Origin of the sequence: Micromonospora arida (assembly GCF_042873195.1) — a bacterium.
In the GTDB taxonomy this organism is placed as follows: domain Bacteria; phylum Actinomycetota; class Actinomycetes; order Mycobacteriales; family Micromonosporaceae; genus Micromonospora; species Micromonospora arida.
In genome coordinates, this window is sequence record NZ_JBIALC010000001.1 from 331,287 (window position 1) to 347,744 (window position 16,458).

General features: G+C 73.2%; 16 protein-coding genes. 13 read left to right on the forward strand and 3 right to left on the reverse strand.

Annotated features, from left to right (window positions below):
- Positions 1-34: 34 nt before the first annotated feature.
- Complete coding sequence (locus ACFYP0_RS01655; RefSeq protein ID WP_208740919.1) at positions 35-964, reverse strand: hypothetical protein; 930 nt, start codon at positions 962-964, stop codon at positions 35-37.
- A 132-nt stretch (positions 965-1,096) separates the two neighbouring features.
- Here ACFYP0_RS01655 and ACFYP0_RS01660 point away from each other — a divergent pair, with 132 nt between their 5' ends.
- The 10 genes from ACFYP0_RS01660 (at position 1,097) to ACFYP0_RS01705 (ending at position 10,566) form a co-directional block, all read left to right on the forward strand.
- Positions 1,097-2,251, forward strand: a complete 1,155-nt coding sequence (locus ACFYP0_RS01660) for a sensor histidine kinase (RefSeq protein ID WP_124854478.1) — start codon at positions 1,097-1,099, stop codon at positions 2,249-2,251.
- Complete coding sequence (locus tag ACFYP0_RS01665; protein ID WP_386993947.1) at positions 2,248-2,853, forward strand: response regulator transcription factor; 606 nt, start codon at positions 2,248-2,250, stop codon at positions 2,851-2,853. The genes ACFYP0_RS01660 and ACFYP0_RS01665 overlap by 4 nt, the downstream gene beginning before the upstream one ends.
- Positions 2,854-2,858: 5 nt before the next feature.
- Positions 2,859-3,266, forward strand: a complete 408-nt coding sequence (locus tag ACFYP0_RS01670; protein ID WP_386993948.1) for a low temperature requirement protein A — start codon at positions 2,859-2,861, stop codon at positions 3,264-3,266.
- 60 nt (positions 3,267-3,326) lie between these two features.
- Complete coding sequence (locus tag ACFYP0_RS01675) at positions 3,327-3,845, forward strand: 2'-5' RNA ligase family protein (RefSeq protein ID WP_124854475.1); 519 nt, start codon at positions 3,327-3,329, stop codon at positions 3,843-3,845.
- Between the two features lie 102 nt (positions 3,846-3,947).
- Complete coding sequence (locus ACFYP0_RS01680; RefSeq protein WP_124854474.1) at positions 3,948-4,691, forward strand: ArsR/SmtB family transcription factor; 744 nt, start codon at positions 3,948-3,950, stop codon at positions 4,689-4,691.
- Between the two features lie 73 nt (positions 4,692-4,764).
- Positions 4,765-5,799: a cytochrome P450 gene (locus ACFYP0_RS01685; RefSeq protein ID WP_386993951.1), complete on the forward strand. Its 1,035-nt coding sequence runs from the start codon at positions 4,765-4,767 to the stop codon at positions 5,797-5,799.
- Positions 5,796-6,593, forward strand: a complete 798-nt coding sequence (locus tag ACFYP0_RS01690; RefSeq protein WP_124854473.1) for an isocitrate lyase/PEP mutase family protein — start codon at positions 5,796-5,798, stop codon at positions 6,591-6,593. Before ACFYP0_RS01685 ends, ACFYP0_RS01690 begins: the two co-directional genes overlap by 4 nt.
- 522 nt (positions 6,594-7,115) lie before the next feature.
- Positions 7,116-8,084, forward strand: a complete 969-nt coding sequence (locus ACFYP0_RS01695; RefSeq protein ID WP_355585632.1) for a DUF5715 family protein — start codon at positions 7,116-7,118, stop codon at positions 8,082-8,084.
- A gap of 3 nt (positions 8,085-8,087) precedes the next feature.
- Positions 8,088-9,677, forward strand: a complete 1,590-nt coding sequence (locus ACFYP0_RS01700; RefSeq protein ID WP_124853338.1) for an asparagine synthetase B family protein — start codon at positions 8,088-8,090, stop codon at positions 9,675-9,677.
- A gap of 61 nt (positions 9,678-9,738) precedes the next feature.
- The gene (locus ACFYP0_RS01705; protein WP_124853339.1) at positions 9,739-10,566 is read left to right on the forward strand and encodes a MerR family transcriptional regulator; all 828 of its coding nucleotides are present in this window, start codon (positions 9,739-9,741) and stop codon (positions 10,564-10,566) included.
- 34 nt (positions 10,567-10,600) lie between these two features.
- On the opposite strand, the gene ACFYP0_RS01710 is transcribed toward ACFYP0_RS01705, so the two are convergent.
- Both ACFYP0_RS01710 and ACFYP0_RS01715 read right to left on the reverse strand, forming a co-directional pair.
- Positions 10,601-11,827 carry an ArsB/NhaD family transporter gene (locus ACFYP0_RS01710; protein ID WP_386993954.1) on the reverse strand — a complete coding sequence of 409 codons (1,227 nt, stop codon included), beginning with the start codon at positions 11,825-11,827 and terminating at the stop codon, positions 10,601-10,603.
- Positions 11,828-12,139: 312 nt separating this feature from the next.
- Positions 12,140-13,585, reverse strand: a complete 1,446-nt coding sequence (locus ACFYP0_RS01715; protein WP_091397814.1) for an LVIVD repeat-containing protein — start codon at positions 13,583-13,585, stop codon at positions 12,140-12,142.
- 138 nt (positions 13,586-13,723) lie between these two features.
- Here ACFYP0_RS01715 and ACFYP0_RS01720 point away from each other — a divergent pair, with 138 nt between their 5' ends.
- Genes ACFYP0_RS01720 through ACFYP0_RS01730 form a run of 3 tightly spaced genes read left to right on the forward strand, consistent with a single transcriptional unit; the run spans position 13,724 to position 16,361 of the window.
- Positions 13,724-14,431, forward strand: a complete 708-nt coding sequence (locus tag ACFYP0_RS01720; protein WP_124863133.1) for a DUF305 domain-containing protein — start codon at positions 13,724-13,726, stop codon at positions 14,429-14,431.
- Between the two features lie 47 nt (positions 14,432-14,478).
- Entirely contained in the window at positions 14,479-15,699 is a 1,221-nt protein-coding gene (locus tag ACFYP0_RS01725; RefSeq protein ID WP_124863135.1) for a sensor histidine kinase, read from the forward strand.
- A complete protein-coding gene (locus tag ACFYP0_RS01730; RefSeq protein ID WP_124863138.1) occupies positions 15,696-16,361 on the forward strand; it encodes a response regulator in 666 nt (221 codons plus the stop codon). The genes ACFYP0_RS01725 and ACFYP0_RS01730 overlap by 4 nt, the downstream gene beginning before the upstream one ends.
- Positions 16,362-16,458: the final 97 nt, after the last annotated feature.

Below are 16,458 nucleotides of genomic sequence, written 5' to 3' on the forward strand. Positions count from 1 at the left end.
TGCGGCTGTTCCGCGACCCCGACGGCGGCTTCGATCAGGCGTTGGTGGTCAGGATTGCCAGGATCATGATTCCCGCGAATGCCGCGTCGAGCACGCCGCACCACTCCGCGTAGCCGCGCGGCACCACCCGGCCGCTGCGGTGGTGGACCAGGTCCCAGCCGGCATGCGCCAGCCAACCGAACGCCACCAGCCACTCGGCCGTCCGCCCGCCGGCAGCGACCGCGACCAGCGTCAGGGCAACCCAGCCGACCAGGCCGGCCAGTTGGGTGGCGAGCACCCCCGGCCCGTGCAGCGTGCCACGGACCACGCCGATCACCAGATAGCCGCCGGCCAGCACCAGCATCGTCCACGGGCTGAGCACGCTCGGGTCGACCCACATGTCGACGGTCATCAGCAGCGCCAGCCCGGTCGGCCAGCGGTGGGCGAGCGCCACCACGACCCGGTGTCGGCGTACCGGTGCCGGCGCTTCGTGCCGGTGCCGGAGAGCCACCAGCACCATCGCGGGGATCATCAGCAGGTGACCGCCGAGCATCAGCGCGTCGGCGTCGATCAGGCCGGCCCGAAACGGCACGAGCAGCAGCAGGAACGGGACGTACATCGCGGCGGCCATCTCGCCGACCGCGTGCCAGCCGTGCGCCCGGTAGCGCATCCCCACCGTCATCCCGACGGTCATGTTCGTGGCCATCACCAGGACGGCGACCTCCGGCCGGGCCAGCGCGTCGCCGATGCCCAGAGCGGTGCCGGCCAGCTCCCACAACGGCGCGAGCAGCAGCATCCCGGCGACCATCGCCAGGGCCATCTCGCCCAGATGCCACAGCAACCTCCGCCTGCTGCTGGCCGGTGCCGCGGCGGTCGGTGCCGCCGTGGTCGGTGTCGGGGCCGAGGAGGTCGGCTCGTCGGTGGGCAGGGGCGCGGGCGACGGTACGGCGGTGAGGCTGTCCGCGTACATCCGGGTGTTTTCCATGCCTCGACCCTGCCGGTGCCCCCCGTGTGACCGGCAGACCCGTTCGTCACCGGAAAACCGTGCGGACCGCACGGTCCAACCGTGACAGTTCGCAGGGGTGGACCGTGCCGGGGACGGTCCTAGGATCGGTGCGTGGCGAGCGAGGCGGTGACTACCCGGGCGGACCGCCGGCTGCGTCGCGCCCGGCGGGCGACGCTGGTGTCGCTGGCCACCGGCGTCTGGACGAGCATCCTGCTACCGGCGGTCGGCCTGACCCGCGAGCCCGACCCGGGCCGGGTGACACTCGGCGCGGTCGGCATCCTCGCCTTCGTGATCGCCCAGACCGTCGTGCTGTACGCGGCCGTGACGCCGTGGCTCGAGCCGCGCTGGCGACGTCGGGCCGAGCTGAGCCTGGTCGGGGTGGCGGTGCTGACCGTTCCGCTGGTGGGTCCGGTGGCGGCCGGCAGGTGGCCGACCTGGGCCTGGCTCGGTGCGGCGCTGATCGGCATGACGCCGCTGCTGGTGCGGTGGCGGGCCGGGCTGGCGGTCGCGGTCGGCGTCCTGGCGGTGGCGGTCGTGGTGGCCTGGTGGACCGGCGGTTCCGTTCCGCGCCACCTCGCCGTGACCGGTGGGATCGGCGCGGCAGTTGCCGCCTTCAACGGGTTCCAGGTCTGGTTCTGGGACCTGCTCGTGGAGGCCCGGCAGGGCCAGGCCGCCCAGGCGCGGCTGGCCGCCGCCGAGGAGCGGCTGCGCTTCGCCCGCGACGTGCACGACGTCCTGGGGCACCGTCTCACGGTGATCGCGTTGAAGGCCGAACTCGCCGCCCGGCTCGCCCCGGTCGACCCGGAACGGGCCGGGAGGGAAGCCGCCGAGGTGCAACGGTTGGCCGCCTCCGCGCTGAGCGAGGTACGGGAGACCGTGCACGGCTATCGGGCCGTCGACCTCGACGAACAGCTCACCGCGGTGGTGGGGGTGCTGCGCTCCTGCGGGGTGCGGTGCACGGTTCTGCCACTGCCGGCGGACCTGCCGCAGCCCGCCGCCATCGAGCTGGCGGCGGTGTTGCGCGAGGCGAGCACCAACGTGCTGCGGCACAGCCGGGCCGACTGGTGCCGGATCCGCATCGATCGGGAGGATGACGTGGCCAGGATGACGGTGGCCAACGACGGCGCCGACGACCGCGGCCCGGACGCGCACAGCCACGGCCTGCGCGGGCTGGCCGACCGGCTCGCCGCTGCCGGGGGCGAGTTGCGGGTACGCCGGGAGGACGCGATCTTCACCCTCGAAGCCACAGTGCCGGCGCCGTCGTGATCCGCGTCCTGCTCGCCGACGACGAGGACCTGATCCGGGTCGCCGTCGCCGCGCTGCTCGGCCTGGAACCGGACATCGAGGTGGTGGCGCACGCCGCCGACGGGAAGACAGCCGTCACCGCGGCGCTGGCGCACCGTCCGGACGTGGCCGTGGTGGACCTGGAGATGCCCGGCCTGGACGGCATCGCGGTAGCCGCCGAGCTGGCCCGGGTCCGACCCGACTGCGCGGTGGTCGTGCTGACCGGCCACGGTCGTCCCGGGCACCTGCGCCAGGCGTTGACCGCCGGCGCCCGGGGGTTCCTGCCCAAGGGATCGCCGGGTGCGGCGCTCGCCGACGTGATCCGCCGGGTGCACGCCGGAGGTCGCTACGTCGACCCTTCGTTGGCCGCCGACGCGTTGACCCTGCCCCCGTGCCCGCTGACCCCTCGGGAACTGGAGACGCTACGGCTGGTGGAGGTGGGTGCCCCGGTCGCGGTGATCGCCCGTCGGGTGCACCTGTCCACCGGAACCGTGCGCAACCACCTCTCCGCCGCCGTGCAGAAGCTCGGTGCCGCCGACCGGGCCGAGGCGGTGCGCACCGCCCGGGACAACGGCTGGCTCTGACCGCGGTGGATCCGTACCGGCTCAACCTGCGGGCGAGCTACACCCACCTGGTGATGGTGGCGGGCATCCTGCTCACCGGCATCGGAGGCGAGCTGATGCTGAAGGAGCCCGACGCGCAGCGGTCGGCCGGCAACGTCGTGGCGATCCTGGTCGGGCCGCTGACCTTCCTCATCGGGCAGATGATCTTCGAGATCTGGGTGTTCGGCCGCCTGACGAGGCACTGCCTCGCGGCCGTGGTGGCGTGCCTGATCCTCAGCCCGGTCGCGGCACGACTCCCGCCGCTGGCGGTGGGCCTGCTGGGCGCGGCCACCATCACCGTCGTCGCCATCTTCGACCTGACCCACCGCGCCCGGATCGCGGGTGAGGTCAACCCGGCGTCGGCCGGGGACGCTCCCCGCCGCCACCCGGCCTGAAGGGTGTGGCGCGGTTCCGATCCGTGGGGGTGGCGTGGACCGCCCGGCTAGCGTGGGCGCGTGCGTACGGTGGAACTTGTCTGCTCGCCCGGCCTGGAGGTCGCGGTCCGGGCGGTCTGGGGTCGGCTGGCCGCCGCCGGGTTGCCCAGCCTGGCCCGCAACATCCACCCGACCAACCGGCCGCACCTCACCCTCGCCGCCGTCGACGAGTTCCCGCCGGGGGTCGAGCACCACCTGGCCGACCTGTTCGACGCCGCGCTGCCGGTGCCGGTGACGCTCGACCGGGTCGTCGTGCTCGACGGCAGCGCCCCACTGGTCTGGCTCGTCCGACCCACTCCGGCGCTGACCGCGCTGCACGCCGCCGTCTGGGACGTTCTCGCCGAGGCCGACGGACATCGCCCGTGGCATGCGCCCGACGCGTGGGTGCCGCACCTGAGCCTGGCCCTGCGGTTCCGCAACGCCGACCTGCGGGCGGCTCGTGCCGTCGCCGGTGGGCAGCGCCCGACGGGCGACTTCGACGCCGCCCGCAGCTACGACGGCACGGACCGCTCGGTGACCGCGCTGACCCGGCTCCGCTGAACGCTGTCGGCCCGCCCCACCGACGAGCGGGTCCTGCTGGGTGTCTCGTCCACCGAGGGACTCGACGGCGGATCAGGTGTGCGGCCTTCCTAGACTGGGGCGATGAGCGTTGGCACCGACGGCCGGGGGATGGCCGAGCTGGCGGCCCTGCTGGCCGACGGCACCCGCGCCGGGATGTGCCTGGCGCTGCTCGACGGGCGGGCGTGGACCGCCGGCGAGCTGGCCCGGCGCGCCGGTGTCGCCCCGTCGACGGCCAGCGACCACCTCACCCGACTCGTCCGCGGTGGGCTGCTCGTCGAGGAACGGCAGGGCCGGCACCGTTACCTGCGACTGGCCGGGCCGTCGGTGGCTCAGCTGATCGAGGACCTGGCCGGGCAGGCCCCGGCCACGCCCACCCCGACCGGGTCGCTGCGCGCGACGACCGCCACCGCCTCCCTGGCGTACGCCCGGACCTGCTACGACCACCTCGCGGGGCGGCTGGGCGTGCTGATGTACGACGCGCTGCTGGCCGAGCGCCGGCTCGACCGGTCCAGCGGGTTGGCACTGACGCCCGACGGGTGGGCCTGGGTGGCCGGGTTGGGCGTACCCGTGCAGGTGCTGCGCGCCGCCCGCCGCCCGGTGGTCCGCGACTGCCTGGACTGGACCGAACGCCGCCCACACCTGGCCGGAGCGCTCGGCGCGGCACTCTGCCATCGCTTCACCGACCTGGGCTGGATCAGCCCGGGCACCGGCCGCGCCGTCCGTCTCACTCCGACCGGCCGCCCCGGCCTGGCCGCGGCACTGTCCATCCCCGAACACACCCTCGACCCGCCGGCAGCCCCGCCACCCACGAGCGGCCGCGCCTGACCGGCGAGCAGCTAGGTGACCGCGGCGGGATCGTTCGGTGTACGGCGAACGGTTCGGGCCCTACGGTCGGGCGGTGACTGACAACTGGCCGCTCATTGCGTCCGCCCCGGGAACACCGGCGTGCGGGCCGCCCTCGTTCGAACCGGAACGCGGTTGGTGGGTGACCCGGCACGCCGACGTGCGCGCGGCACTGACCGACCCGGCGTTCCAGGTGCCGGCCGTCGACACCGGTCCGCCCGGCACCCTCGCCTGGCTGCGCGCCACGGTCAGCCGGTTCAGTCCACCGCGACGGCACGCCGAGCGTCGGGCGGTCGCGGTGAGCGCGCTGGCCGGGCTGGACCCGGACGACCTGCGACAGGACGCGGCACGGCTGACCGTTGCCGTTCTCGACCGCGCCGGCGACCGCGTCGACGTGATGCGGGAACTGGCCCGGCCGGTTCCGCTACGGGCGTTGGCCGATCGCCTCGGTTTCGCGGATCCGGCAGCCGCCGGGACGGCGGTCGCGGTCGTCGCGGCGGCGTACCACCCGGGGGTGGACCCGGCCTTGACCGCGCGGGCCGACCGGGCGGTGACGGCGCTGCTGGCGCTCGCGCCGCAGGGCCCGCCGGAGGTACGGGCGAACCTGATCGGTCTGCTGGTCCAGGCGTGCGACGCGACCGCCGGCCTGATCGGCGCCGCCACCCATCACCTGCTGCCACCGGCCGCCCCGCGACCTCCGGCCACGGCACGGACCGCCGACCTGCTGGCCGAGGTGCTGCGCCTCGACCCACCGGTCCGGGCCACCCGACGGGTCACCGTCCACGAGGTACGGCTGGGCGGGCAGGATCTGCCGGCCGGGAGCCTCGTGCTGCTGCGGTTCGACGCGGCCAACCGTGACCCGCAGGCGTTCACCGAGCCCGCGGCGTTCCAGCCCGGTCGACCCGGTGCCGGGCTGTTGACCTTCGGCACGGGGGAGCGGGGTTGCCCCGGTGACCGGCACGCCCTGGCGCTGGCCAGCGGGGTGCTCGACGTGCTGCGGGAACGCTGCCGGCGTGATCCGACCCCGGTGTGCCACGAGCCGCACCCGACCCTGCGGGTACCGACGAGTCTGGAGGTGAACGTCCGATGAGCGAACGTCGTGCCGCGTTCCACGCCCTGCATCACGCCGGCCGCCCACTGCTGTTGCCCAACGCGTGGGACCACGCCTCGGCGGCGGCGCTCGCCGCGCGTGGGCATCCGGCCATCGGCACCACCAGCCTCGGGGTCGCCGCGACCGCAGGCCTTCCCGACGGCGTTGCGGCCACCGCGGGGGAGACCCTCGCCCTGGCCCGCCGGCTGATTCGGCTGCCGATGCTGCTCAGCGTTGACGTGGAAGGTGGCTTCAGTGACGACCCGGCGGAGGTCGCCGAGTACGTGGCGGAGTTGGCCGGGCTTGGCGTGGTCGGGATCAACCTGGAGGACGGGCGTGCCGATGGCACCCTCGCCGACACCGAGCTCGCCGTTGCCAAGATTGTGGCCGTGAAGGCGGCGGCACCGGAGCTGTTCATCAACGCCCGCACCGACACCTGGTGGCTCGGGGTGGACGACCCGCTGCCGCAGACCCTCGCTCGTGCTCGTGCCTACCGGGTGGCCGGTGCCGACGGGATCTTCGTGCCCGGGACTGTCGACCTGGCCACCCTGCGCGTCCTCACCGAGCGGATCGACGCTCCGGTTAACGCGCTGTACCAGCCGGGCGGCCCAGGGCTGGCTGAGTTGGGCGGCGTCGGGGTGGCCCGGGTCAGCACCGGCTCGCTGCTGTTCCGGGCCGCGCTGGGTGCCGCGCTCGCCGCCGCCGACGCCGTCCGCGACGGCGGGCCCACCACACCGACGGGACTGCCGTCGTACGCCGAGGTGCAGGCCCTGGTGCCGATGGACGGCGACTGACGGTGGTTGCCGGCGCTCCGGCGGTGGTTGCCGAGCAGGGCCTGGCCCGCCCCAGGCGGCCCGTCGGCGGGTGCTGTGCTCGGCTCGCTCGATGCGGCCCGGCCGGCCGGAAGTCGGCGGGCGTCGGCCGTCGGCCCGGCGGGCGTCGGTCCGTCGGCCGTCGGCCCGGCGGGCGTCGGTCCGTCGGGCGTCGGTGGGTGGTGTGTTGGTCGGTGCCTTTGGAGCTGAATCGTTTGCGACATCACGTGTCCGCCTGTGTGACGGGCCCGCCTGTGTGACGTCACGCCCGCCTGTGTGACGTCAGGGCCCGCTCGTGTGCACCACGGCTCCGCTTGCGAAGCCGGCGGCGTTGATTCGTTGGCGACATCAGCTCCAAAGCGCCAGGCCCAAGGATCACCCCTGCGTCGTCCACGCTCCGTTAGGGGGGAAATAGGAGGATTGTTCGGTCCGTTCCGGTCCCGATGATTACGGTGTGTTTCAGGGCGAACCACCCAGTGTCGTGACCGGAGAGAGGGACCTGTCATGCGAGTGCCCAGCCGTAGCCCGGGACAGCAACCCGGTTCGCCTCCGTCGCCTGCGGCTCCGGCCCGCCGCCGACCCTCCGGTGCGACCCCCCGCCGCGTTCCCGCCCCCGCCCCCGACCTGCCCGCTTACCGGGCCGCCGTCGCCGACCTGCTGGTCGAGGTCGGCGCCCTGGCCGACGCGGCGAGCACCCGGGCCCGGCAGGTGCTCATCGACGAGCGGCTGCGGGAGCCAGCCCTCGCCGCGGTCCTCGACGCCACCCCGCAGGGGCTGATCGGCGCGCGCGAGACGTTGCTGCTGGAGATGGCCCGCTACCAACCGAACGACCGCACCTCGGCGACCGACCTCAGCGCGCTGGTACGGATCTATCTGCTCTCCCGCATCGACGTGCTGTGGTGGCAGGACGCGCCGACCTTCGTCACCGACGACCAGGTCAACGGCAGCCCCGAGCTGGTCGATCTGGAGTGGCTGCGCCGCCGCGACCTGCTGCGCTTCCGCTATCAGGAGCAGCCCGCCACGATGCTGGGCCGGGCCGCCCGCGGGCTGCGTCGCCGACTGCGACCCGACGCCACCCCGCGCACCGCGGGGCTGCTGTTCCGCCGCGCCCGGCGCGAGGTGGTGGCGTTGCTCAACGACATCGGACGGGAGTTCGCCGCCGTCGCGCCGCCGGCCACCCCGCCGCTCTGGGTGACCAGCCTGGTCCGCAGCGCCGAGCACCAGTACCGGCTGCGCCGCCTGGGCTACGCGGCGATGCTGCCCAGCGGGCACTGCCTCGGCTACTCGGCCGACGTCGAGCTGGCCTGGTTCGAGCGGTTCGGCGCGCGCGAGGCCCTGGCGGAGCTGCTGCTGAGCCGGCAGGAGGCCGGTGAGCTGAACGTCATCGACGAGGGGCAGGCCTGGCACCTGTGTCTCGCGCCCACCGCCCGGCGTCGCCTACGCCGGGCGTACGAGGCCGAGATGGGGGTCTGAGCCGTGTGCGGCATCGCGTTGAGCATCGGCCCCGAGGCCGACCCGACGACCTTCCGGCGGATGCTCGCCGCCCTGGCCCCGCGCGGTGAGGTCACCGAGACCCGGTCCGAGAGCGGGCTGCTCGCCGGCACCCGCCGGCTGCGGGTCGTCGACCGGGACCGGGCGGTGCAACCGTGGACGTCGACCGACGAGCGGTGGCTGCTCTGCTTCAACGGCGAGATCTTCAACTACCGGGAGTTGCGGGCGCAGCTGACCCACCTGGGGCAGGCCTTCCGCACCGAGAGCGACACCGAGGTGCTGCTCGCCGCGTTCCAGCAGTGGGGCGAGGCGGCGGTCACCCGGCTCCGCGGTGAGTACGCCTTCGCGGTCGTCGAACGGGCCACCGGCCGGGCGTACCTGGCCCGCGACCCGCTCGGGGTCAAGCCGTTGTACTGGTCCCGTCGACCCGGCTGCCTGCACCTCGCCTCCGAGGTCAAGGCCCTCGTCGGACACGGCGCCCCGATCGCCGAGGTGCCGCCCGGGCACCACGGCTGGGCGGAGGCGGACGGGCACGTGCGACTGAGCCCGTACGTCGACCTGCTCACCATCGGTGACGGCCTGCCGGTCATCGACGACCCGGACGAGGCCGCGCTGCTGGTCCGCGCCGCGCTCAGCGACGCGATCCGGATGCGGGTGGAGACCGATCTGACCGTCGGGGTGGTGCTCTCCGGTGGGCTGGACAGCTCGGTGACCCTGCGGCAGGTGCGCGACATCCACCCGGACTGCGTCGCGGTGACCGTCGGCGTGGCCGACAGCCCCGACGTGGCGTACGCCCGGCGGCTCGCCGCCGACCTCGACGTGCCGCACGTGGTGGTCGAGCTGCGACCGCGCGACATCCGGCTCGCCGACGTCCGCGAGGCCATCCGGATCTCCGAGTTGACCGAGTACGGCGACATCATCAACGCGGTCGTCTCGGTGCCGATCTTCCGGCGGCTCCGCGACCTGGGCATCAAGGTGGTGCTGACCGGCGACGGCTCCGACGAGCTGTTCGGCGGGTACCCGATGTACCACCAGGTCGCCCCGGCGGCGGCCCGCCGACTGTTCCGGCATCGGATCCACAACCTGTGCCGCACCGAGTTGCAGCGGGTCGACCGGGCCGCCATGGCATACGGCGTGGAGGCCCGGGTGCCGTTCCTCGACCTGAGCGTGGTGGAGCTGGCGATGCGGTTGCCGGTGGATCTGAAGCTGCGCCACGGGCAGGAGAAGTGGATCGTCCGGCGGGCGTTCGCCGACGTGCTGCCCGACTACATCCTCCGCCGTCCGAAGAACCCGATGTCGTACTCGTCGGGGTTGCACGAGCGGGTCCGGCTGTACAAGCCGCTCTTCGCCCGGCTGCACCGCTCCTTCGGCTACGACCTGCAGGAGCCGGTCCGTCGGGACTTCGACACCGTGCTCAGCCGCTGCGGCAACGACCTGGACCGGGCCCTCGCCGAGGGGCTGACCCGACCCGACTACACGGTCCTGGAGCACGCCCGCGACCTGGTCGGCGCGGCCAAGTGGAACGCCGCTCCGATGGTCCGCCGGCTGGTCGGCCCGCGCCCCGCCCGCCACTGACGGCCGCCCCGCACACCACGCTTGACTCTGACACGCTGTCAGGGACGAGTGTGAGGGGACCATGTTCACCATCGGAGACTTCGCCAGACTCGGCCGGGTGTCGGTGCGGATGCTGCGCCACTACGACAGCATCGGCCTGCTGCGCCCCGCCAGCGTCGACCCGCACAGCGGTTACCGCTTCTACCGCGCCGACCAGCTCCGTCGGCTCAACCGGGTGATCGCCCTCAAGGAGCTGGGCCTCACCCTGGAACAGGTGCGCGCGATCGTCGACGACGCCGTCGACGTGGCCGAGCTGCGCGGCATGCTGCGGCTGCGCCGGAGCCAGCTAGCTGAGCAGTTGGCCGCCGACACGGCCCGGCTGGCGGCCGTGGAGGCGAGGCTCCGGATGATCGAGTCGGAGGGTCGGATGACCACCCAGGACGTCGTACTCAAGGAGATCGCACCGGCCCGCGTCGCGGAGCTGTCCGCCGTCGCGGCCAGCTACCAGGGCGAGGACATCGGACCGGTGATCCAACCGCTCTACCCCGAGCTGTTCCGGCGGTTGTCGGCGGCCGGTGTCAACCCGACCGGGCCCGCCATCGCCTGGTACGAGCCCGCCGACGCGGGCGGTGACGCTGTCGTCGTCCACGCCGGGGTGCTCGTCGACGCCGAGCCGGCCGCTGCTCCCGACGTCACGGTGCGCGACCTGCCGGCGCTGCGCAGCGCGGCGACCATCATCCACCACGGTGCGATGGACGACGTCGAGCCCAGCATGCAGGCGCTCGCCCGGTGGATCGAGGATAACGGCTACCGCACCGACGGTTTCGCCCGGGAGGTCTACCTGGACTACTGCGCGGACACCCCGGAGAAGGGCGTCACGGAGCTTCAGCTCGCCGTGTACCGGGACTGAGCCGAACGCCGCGCACTGGATCGTCCCGCCGGGATCAGCTCACCAGCAGCAGCGCGCCGACCGCGCCGAGCGTGCCGGTGACCGCGAGCAGGATGCTGGTCAGCACGAACCGGGTCAGCGGCACCGCCACCCCGGCCGCCCGGCACCGCTCGAACCACAGCAGGGTCGCCAGCGACGCCCAGGGTGCGGCCAGCGGGCCGACGTTGGTGCCGATCAGCAGGGCCAGCAGCCGGGTCGCGTCGCCGGCCGGCAGCACCGACTCGCCGGCCAGGTAGGCCGGCAGGTTGTTCAGCGCGTTGGCGAGCAGCGCTCCGGTGCCGCCGGCGCGTAGCGCGCCGAGCGCACCACCGTCGGCCCCGAGCATGGTGCCCACCACGTCGTCCAGCCCGTGCCGGCCGAGGGTCTGCACCACCAGGAACAGGCCGGTGACGAAGAGCAGTAGGCGCACCGGCACCAGCCCCGGGCGCAGCGTGGCGGGGGAGCGGACGACGAACCCGACCAGCACCAGCGCCAGCGCGACGGTGGAGGCGAGACCGATCTGCACGCCGGCGAGGATCCCGCCGATGAAGAGCAGGCAACCGGCGAGGGCGGTGCGGTGCAGCACCGGGTCCGCCGGCACGTGCGCGGCCGGCGGGACGAAACGCCCGCCAGTCGGTTGGTCCCGTCGCCACCAGGTGAACCAGAGAAGCGCCATGGTGACCGCCACCGCCACCAGCTGCGGCAGCGCCATGCGGGTCGCGTACGTCAGGGGCGCCAGCCCGACCCGGTCGGCGGCCAGCAGGTTGGTCAGGTTGGACACCGGCAACAGCAGGCTGGCGGTGTTCGCCAGCCAGACCGTGGTGACCGCGAGCGGGGCGGCGGGAACGCGCAGGGTGCGCGCCAGCGCGAGCAGGACCGGGGTGAGCAGCACGGCGGTGGTGTCGAGGTTGAGCACGAGGGTGGTCAGCGTCGCCAGGCCGCCGCAGAGCAGGAACAGCGCCGCCCACCTCCCCCGCGAGGCGATGGCCAGTCGGCTGGCCAGCACGTCGAACACACCGGCCACGGCGGTCAGCTCGGCGAGCACGATCACGGTGCCGAGGAAGAGCAGCAGCGGCAGGATCCGGTGCAGTGTGGCGGTGGTCTCCGCGCGGGGCAGCAGCCCGCTCAGCGCGCAGGCGGCGCCGACCACGGCGAGGACGACCGCCACCAGGTCCAGCGGGTGGGGTCGCCAGCGGGTGGTCGGCGCGGGTGGGGCGGGCGGTGCGACGACGTCAAGCTTCACGTCTGACCACGTTGACACGGTGGCGGGTCTGCCGCCCGCGCTGGCGCCGTCAGGGTGACCAGCCCCACCGAGGACCGGGGGAGCGCGGTCGACCAGCCGAGGTGCTGCGGCGCGCGGAACCCGACAGGCCGGCCCGGGGCGGGAGACAACCGACGATCGGCCCCACCGGCGTCCCGATGGACATGTGGAGGATCCTGCCGATGAGCTGACGGGCGGACGTGCGCGAACAGGGCCGGGCCCGGCCCCCGGAGATCGGGGACCGGGCCCGGTGTGGTGCGTGGTGCGTGGTGCGTGGTGCGTGGTGCGTGGTGGCTACCAGCCCAGGTAGCTGGGCTGGGTCTGCACGTTGAGCTCCTGGTAGCGGGTCAGCTTGGCCGACCAGGTACGCCAGTCGTTCAGCTCCAGGACGTCCAGGCCTTTCACCATGTCGTTCGAGTAGATGTGGCCGTTGTAGTAGTACGCGGACCAGGTGCCGCCGCCGACGAACGTGTCGGCCGAGAGCGGGCCGCGCTCCCAGAAGGCGATCTCCTTCGGGTTGGCCGAGTCGGTGAAGTCGAACACCGAGATACCACCCTGGTACCACGCCTGGACCATGATGTCCTTGCCGAGCACCGGGATCAGCGAGCCGTTGTGCGCCACGCAGTTCTCGGTGTCGGCGTTCGCCCGGGGGATCTTGTAGTAGCTGCGGAAGGTCATCGTCCGGGCGTTGCCGCGGCCGGCGATGTCGTAGATGGCGTCCGCGCCGCGGTTCGGGCCGACGGTCTCGTTGCAGGTCGCCGCCCCGCCGCCACCCAGCTCGTCGGTGAAGATCACCTTGGTGCCGGCGTTGTTGAAGGTGGCCGAGTGCCAGAACGCGAAGTTGACCTCGTCCCGGACCCGGTTGATGACCCGGGGGGCCTCGCGGTTCTTGATGTCGAGCAGGATGCCGTCACCCATGCAGGCGCCGGCGGCCAGGTCCTTCGACGGGTAGGCGGTGATGTCGTGGCAACCGGTGGTCGCCGAGCCGGTCTGGCTGCCGGGGAAGCCGCCGTCCGGGAAGAGGTTCGGCGTCGCGACCACGGCCGCGTCGGTCGGCTTCTTCACCGGCACCTTGATGATGGAGATGGAGTCGTGCGGCGGCTGGCAGTCCGGGAATTCGGCCCGCGGGCTGTACGACGAGACGTACAGGTAGATGGCCTTGCGGTCCTTGCCCGGCACCAGGGTGTGGGTGTGGGAGCCGCAGGCCGTCTCGACGGACTTGATGTAGCGCGGGTTGGCCTTGTCCTTGATGTCGAAGACCTTGATGCCCTCCCACGAGCCCTTCACGTCCGCTCCCTGCGTGGTGCTGTTGCAGGAGTCGTCGCTGCGCGACGAGTCGGTGGAGAGGAAGAGCAGGTCACCGTGGACGGAGATGTCGTTCTGCGACCCCGGGCAGAGCACCCGGGCCTTGACCGTCGGCGCGCTGGGCCGCGAAATGTCATAGATGACGAAGCCGTTGTAGTTGCCGGCGAACGCGTACTTGCCCTGGAAGGCGATGTCGCTGTTGGTCGCGTCCAGTGGGGCGACCTTGGGGACGTTGGCGATCTGGCGCAGGTTGGGGCTGCTCACGATCTCGTCGACGCCCGGGATCGTGTTGGTGAGCGCGGGGGCCGGGGCCGCCTGCGGCACCGTCTGGGCGCTGCTCGCCGGGGCGACGAGGGCGCTGGCGACGAGGAGGCCGGTCGTGGCGAGTGCCACGACACGCAGTTGTCGTAACCGTGGCTTGTGGAATCTGATCATCGGCGGGGCCCTTCGCAAGGGGGAGACGATGGTTGACACGTTACCGTCCGACGAAGAACGTCGATGTGAGCTGGATCACATGAAAGTGGGTTCTTCAATGGATAGCATCGCGGTGACCTCGACTGCAGGGAGTGGCCCATGACCAACCGGCGCGCACGCACCCTGGCGGTCGTCACACTGGCTCTCGTGTTGCCGCTGGTGGTGTTCATGGTGATCCGCCTCGACGGCGACACCGGCACGAGCGCACCGCAGCCGGTCTCCGCGCCCGCCACCTCCGCCGCGTCGCCGACGGCCAGCCCCGTCCCCACCGACCTGACCGTCATCGCGCCCGGCCGCCCGGGCGAGACGGCGGCCACCCGCCCGGCGCACGAGGTCCGCGACGCCGGTCCCGCCTCGCACAACTCGCTGGACGTCTATTTCGTCCGGATGATGATCCCGCACCACGCGCAGGCCCTGGCGATGGCGGAGCTCGCCCCCGACCGGGCCGCCGACCCCGACGTCCGGGCCATCGCCGAGCGCATCCGAGCCAGCCAGGGGCCGGAGATGGGCATGATGCGCGGCTGGCTGCAGACCCGTGGCCTGCCGGCGGAGGTGCAGGGGCACGACCACGGCACCATGCGCGGCATGCAGTCGCCAGAGGCGATGCGGCAGCTCGCCGCGGCCCGTGGCGCCGACTTCGACCGGCTCTTCGTCCAGATGATGACCGAGCACCACCAGGGCGCCATCGAGATGGCCACCAACCTGCTCACGGTCGGCTCCGACCTGACGCTCAACGAGTTCGCCAACTCCGTCGCCACCGAGCAGACCGTCGAGATCGACCGCATGCGTGAGGTCCTCGGCGGCTGAGCCCGGGCGCGGGGCGCGAGGGCCTTGCATCCCGGCACGTACGCTGGGTGACCGTGAGACGCACCCTGTTCGGTCGCCCGCTGCGCGGCGCCGCCTTCGACGTGGCCGTCGCCGCGCTGGTGGTCCTCGTCTCCCTGGCCGCGGCGGTGAACCAGCCGGGCGGTTGGGCGGCCACGGCGGTGGGCGTGGGGATGGCGGTGGCGCTGCTGTTCCGCCGCACCCACCCGAGCGCGGTGACGGTGGCGGTCGCGGTGCTCGCCCTGATCCAGGTGATCGCCCGCTGGGGTCCGCTCATCTACGACGTGGCCGTCCTGATCGCGCTCTACAGCGTGGTGAAGTACGGCCGGCGGCTGCGCGACGGCGTACTCGCCGGCGCGGTCGCGGCAGTCGGCGTGCTGCTGGCCGCCGCACAGACCCCCAACGTCATCCAGTGGTGGGTGACCGCGCTGTGGTACGCACTGGTCACCGGGGCGGTGTGGCTGGTCGCGCTGAACGTGCGGACCCGCCGGCTCTACGTGCTCAGCCTGGAGGAGCGGGCCACCACCCTGGAACGCGAGCGGGAGGCCGAGTCCCGGGCGGCGGTCGCCGAGGAGCGCACCCGGATCGCCCGTGAGCTGCACGACGTGGTCGCCCACAGCATGGCCGTGATGATCGTCCAGGCGGACGGGGCCCGGTTCATGCTCGACCGTGACCCCGCCCAGGCGCGCACCGCCGTGAAGGTGGTCGCGGACACCGGCCGGCAGGCGCTGGAGGAGATGCGCCGCCTGGTCGGCGTTCTGCGCGACGCCGGCCCGGCCGGCGCGGACGGGGCCGACGGGCTGGCGGTGGCGGCCGACCCCGAGCACCGACGCCTCGCGCTGGCCGAGCTGCCCGACCTGCTGGCCCGCTTCGACGACGCCGGTCTGCACGTCCGCAGCACCGTCACCGGTGCGCCACCGGCCCTGCCGCCGGGCCTGGAGCTGACCGTCTACCGGGTGGTGCAGGAGGCGTTGACCAACGCGCTCAAGCACGCCGGCGTCGGCGCGGGCGTCGAGGTCGTCCTGTCGTACACCGCCGAGGCCGTCGTGGTCCGGGTGGTCGACGACGGTCGCGGCCGCCCGCTGGTCAGCCCGGCGCCGTCCGGCGGTCACGGCCTGCTCGGCATGCGGGAGCGGGTGACGGTGTACGACGGCAGCCTCACCGCCGGTCCCCGGCTGGCCGGGGGCTGGCAAGTAGAGGTTCGGCTGCCGCTACCGTCAGAGCCGGCAACGGAGGTGATTGCGGCATGACGGTCCGGGTGGTGATCGTGGACGACCAGGCGCTGGTCCGCGCCGGGTTCCGGATGGTGCTGGAATCCCAGCCCGACCTGGAGGTCGTCGGGGAGGCGATCGACGGCGCGGACGCCCTGCGGGTGCTCGCCCGCACCGAGGCCGACGTGGTGGTGATGGACATCCGGATGCCCACCATGGACGGGGTGGAGGCGACCCGTCGACTCTGCGCCGAGCGGCCCGCTGGTGGCCCTCGGGTGCTGGTGCTGACCACCTTCGACACCGAGGCGGACGCGTTCGCGGCGCTGCAGGCCGGGGCGAGTGGCTTCCTGCTCAAGAACGTCCCGCCGGAGGAGTTGCTGGCCGCGATCCGGGTGGTGGCCCAGGGCGACTCGGTGGTGGCTCCGTCGATCACCCGACGCCTGCTGGACCGGTTCGCCGGGCAGCTCGGCGCCGCTCCGGGCGCCGACCCTCGACTCGCGCAGCTCACCGAACGGGAACGGGAGGTGCTGCTGCTGGTCGCCCAGGGGCTGTCCAACGCGGAGATCGCCGCCCGGGTGCACGTGGCCGAGGCGACGGTGAAGACCCACGTCGGGCGGATCCTGGCGAAACTCCAGCTGCGCGACCGGGTCCAGGCGGTGGTCCTGGCGTACGAGAGCGGGCTGGTCACGCCCGGCGGATGACACCGCGTACGACCTGGGTCGTAGCGGCCGGCGGGCGCACCGCGACCCGGGGCGCACGCAGGTCGAGCGCGCAGGTGGAGATCGACAGACCGGTTCC